The following is a 2,307-nucleotide window of genomic DNA, read 5'->3' as shown; positions in this document are numbered from 1 at the left end:
CGGCGCGATCGGGGCGGACGAGCTCGACGAGCGGCTGAGCGGCGGCGCGCAGGTGCTGGACGTTGCCATGGACATTGCCCGGGAGGTGATCCAAGCCGCCTCCAACGCCCGCCCGCTGGGCAAGATCCACCTGGCGATCACCCGCTCGACCTCGATGGACTGCAGGACACGGCGGCTCGACAGCGAGGCGTCGGTGATCCTGATCCCCATCGGCGTCCTCGCCCGGATCCGGGCCCTGGCCCGCAGGTTCCTCCTCCAAGTGGGCCAGGACCAGCCCGACACCCTGGTGGCCGGGTCCGCGATCGACGTGCGGGACCACCCGTGGGAGCTCGCGCCGGGACTCCGGCCGGTCTTCGGCGAGGACGTGGAGGACTACTGGGAAGCCCTGGACGGCTTCAACCGGCGCACCCCGGACGAGGAGGAGAACGAGGGGTTCGCAGACCTGGCCGTGCTTCACGGCTTCCACTACCTCGCGCTGCACGAGCTGGGGCACATCTTCGGTCTCCACGACCGCCTGCTCGAACTCGCCCGGGCACACGATCCGCGCATCCCGCAGCACCTCACCCTCCGCGCGCTGCGCCGCGGGATGGAGGAGGGCGCAGACGTGTTCGCCGCCCACAACTTCGCGCCCAGCCTGATCCACCACCCGAGCACAGCGCGGTCCGCCGACGACCCCGACCTGTTCTTCCCGATGATCTCGTTCGTGGTCACCATGGTCTTCGGCATGTATGACGTGCACCGCAAGACCGTCTACGACTACGCGGAGGGGTTCTACCCTCATCCGCTGATCCGTTACGAGTTCTGGGACGAGGCGACGACCACCGGCCTGCGCCAGAGGTGGACGGGGCCGATCGACGAGGCGGCCGAATACCGCAGGGCCGGCTGGCAGTTCTGCATGGACTGCTTCCACCGCCTGGAGTGGGAATGCTTCTCAGGCGAGTTCGGCAGCCCAGAGGACGGCGACACAGGCAGGTACGTCCCCGTCACGGCCCTCAAGTACGGCGGCGCCGCAGCACTGGTACCGCTCATGCGCGCCGACAACCAACTCTGGCTCGAGGTCGAATCCATCGCTGAACGGCTCGCCGGTTCCTGATCAGAGCGGAACTAGCCGGATCCTGGACGAGTCAGGAGGGGTATTCCACGCTGTCACCGAGACAACTGAGATCGTCATGGGAAAGCACGGGCTCCTGAGTGAGCTGCGCGTTCTCCGCCGACGCCATGCAGCAGGAAGCTCTCGAGGCGCTGGTCAAGAGCGCGGCAGGCAGCCTGGACGAGAGCATGCGCGAGCAGGCCGGCAAGGTTCTTGAAGGGCAGGAGGCCAGGCAACGTCAGGCACACAGACGCAAGTCGAAGGCGTTGCGGGCCTCCTCCTGCCATTGCCGCACGACCACGTCGGCCAGGATCTGAGCAGCGGCTTTCACGTCGGTGGCGGGGCCAGAGGCATCCGATGATGCCTGCGGGTATCGGGCCCAGGCCACCAGCGCGGCAACGAATCCGGCGCCGGGCAGGACTACCGCGAGCAGATCCAGCGGGTGAGCCTTTTCCGTCCAATTCACCGCCAGCACCGCCGCCGCCAGCGTCGCCACCAGCGTGGCGATGGCCAGCGAGGCTGGCCAAGTTCTCGAATGCAAGAAGTGTCTACTCACTCTCTCGTCGAAGCTGGACGTTCATCACCATGATGGGGTTGCGGGCTCACATGTTCGGATTGCGCCCCTTCGAGCTGCTCTTCGCAAGCGGCGATCTCTACGGGAAGCTGGGCCAGCTTGCCGAGGAGTTGTTGCTCCTCTCGAAGGAAGTCGAAGAAGTCGCCGGGCTCGAGCGACATCTCGACGACGATGTTCTCCCAGTCGGCTAGGTCGTCTACGGCGGCCCAGAGCCGCTCCCAACGCGATGGCGGTTCAGGTCCCTGCCAGACGGCTGTGTTCAGGAGCAAGGGGTGGTCGACCAGCACGGTGAGGGCGTAGCTGCGCGGCACCAGGCGTTGCTCGACGGCGCGGCCCCAGAAGGCTAGTGCCTCTACATATGGGACGGCGTCGCGATGCCCCACGCCGCAGAACGGCGAACCGGGCTGCTCTCCGGAGTGCGGGATCGTCATGAGGGGAGACCTCCTCGTCGGTGGGCTGGCTGTCCCAGAGGTTGACGGTTTCGCGGACGCGAAGCGGATGAATGCTTGGTCACGGCTCGTAGAAGTCGTTGTCGTCGTCCAGGTTCTCCACGATGGGCACGGGCGGCTTGTCGGACGGTTCCCCGAAGAAGTCGTCCGGGTCGTCGCCGTACGGACCGCGCGCGGGGCTGCGCTCGGCGTCG

3 protein-coding genes are annotated in these 2,307 nt (G+C 67.0%); 1 reads left to right on the top strand and 2 read right to left on the bottom strand.

The genetic code is table 11. The annotated features are described in order from the left end of the window. Positions 1 to 1,093 (top strand): hypothetical protein (locus tag AB0J09_RS62655; protein WP_360713727.1); only part of this gene is annotated, 1,093 nt, incomplete at its 5' end. 235 nt (positions 1,094 to 1,328) lie between these two features. Here the strand turns inward: AB0J09_RS62655 and AB0J09_RS62650 are convergent. Both AB0J09_RS62650 and AB0J09_RS62645 read right to left on the bottom strand, forming a co-directional pair. Next, positions 1,329 to 1,586: a hypothetical protein gene (locus AB0J09_RS62650; protein ID WP_360713726.1), complete on the bottom strand. Its 258-nt coding sequence runs from the start codon at positions 1,584 to 1,586 to the stop codon at positions 1,329 to 1,331. 56 nt (positions 1,587 to 1,642) lie between these two features. Then, positions 1,643 to 2,095 (bottom strand): hypothetical protein, encoded by a 453-nt coding sequence (locus AB0J09_RS62645; RefSeq protein WP_360713724.1) that lies wholly within the window; start codon positions 2,093 to 2,095, stop codon positions 1,643 to 1,645. Positions 2,096 to 2,307: the final 212 nt, after the last annotated feature.

Source organism: Nonomuraea sp. NPDC049784, assembly GCF_040659615.1.
Classification (GTDB): domain Bacteria; phylum Actinomycetota; class Actinomycetes; order Streptosporangiales; family Streptosporangiaceae; genus Nonomuraea.
Note: the sequence above shows the minus strand (reverse complement) of the source record. Positions and strands in the feature narration are given on the sequence as shown.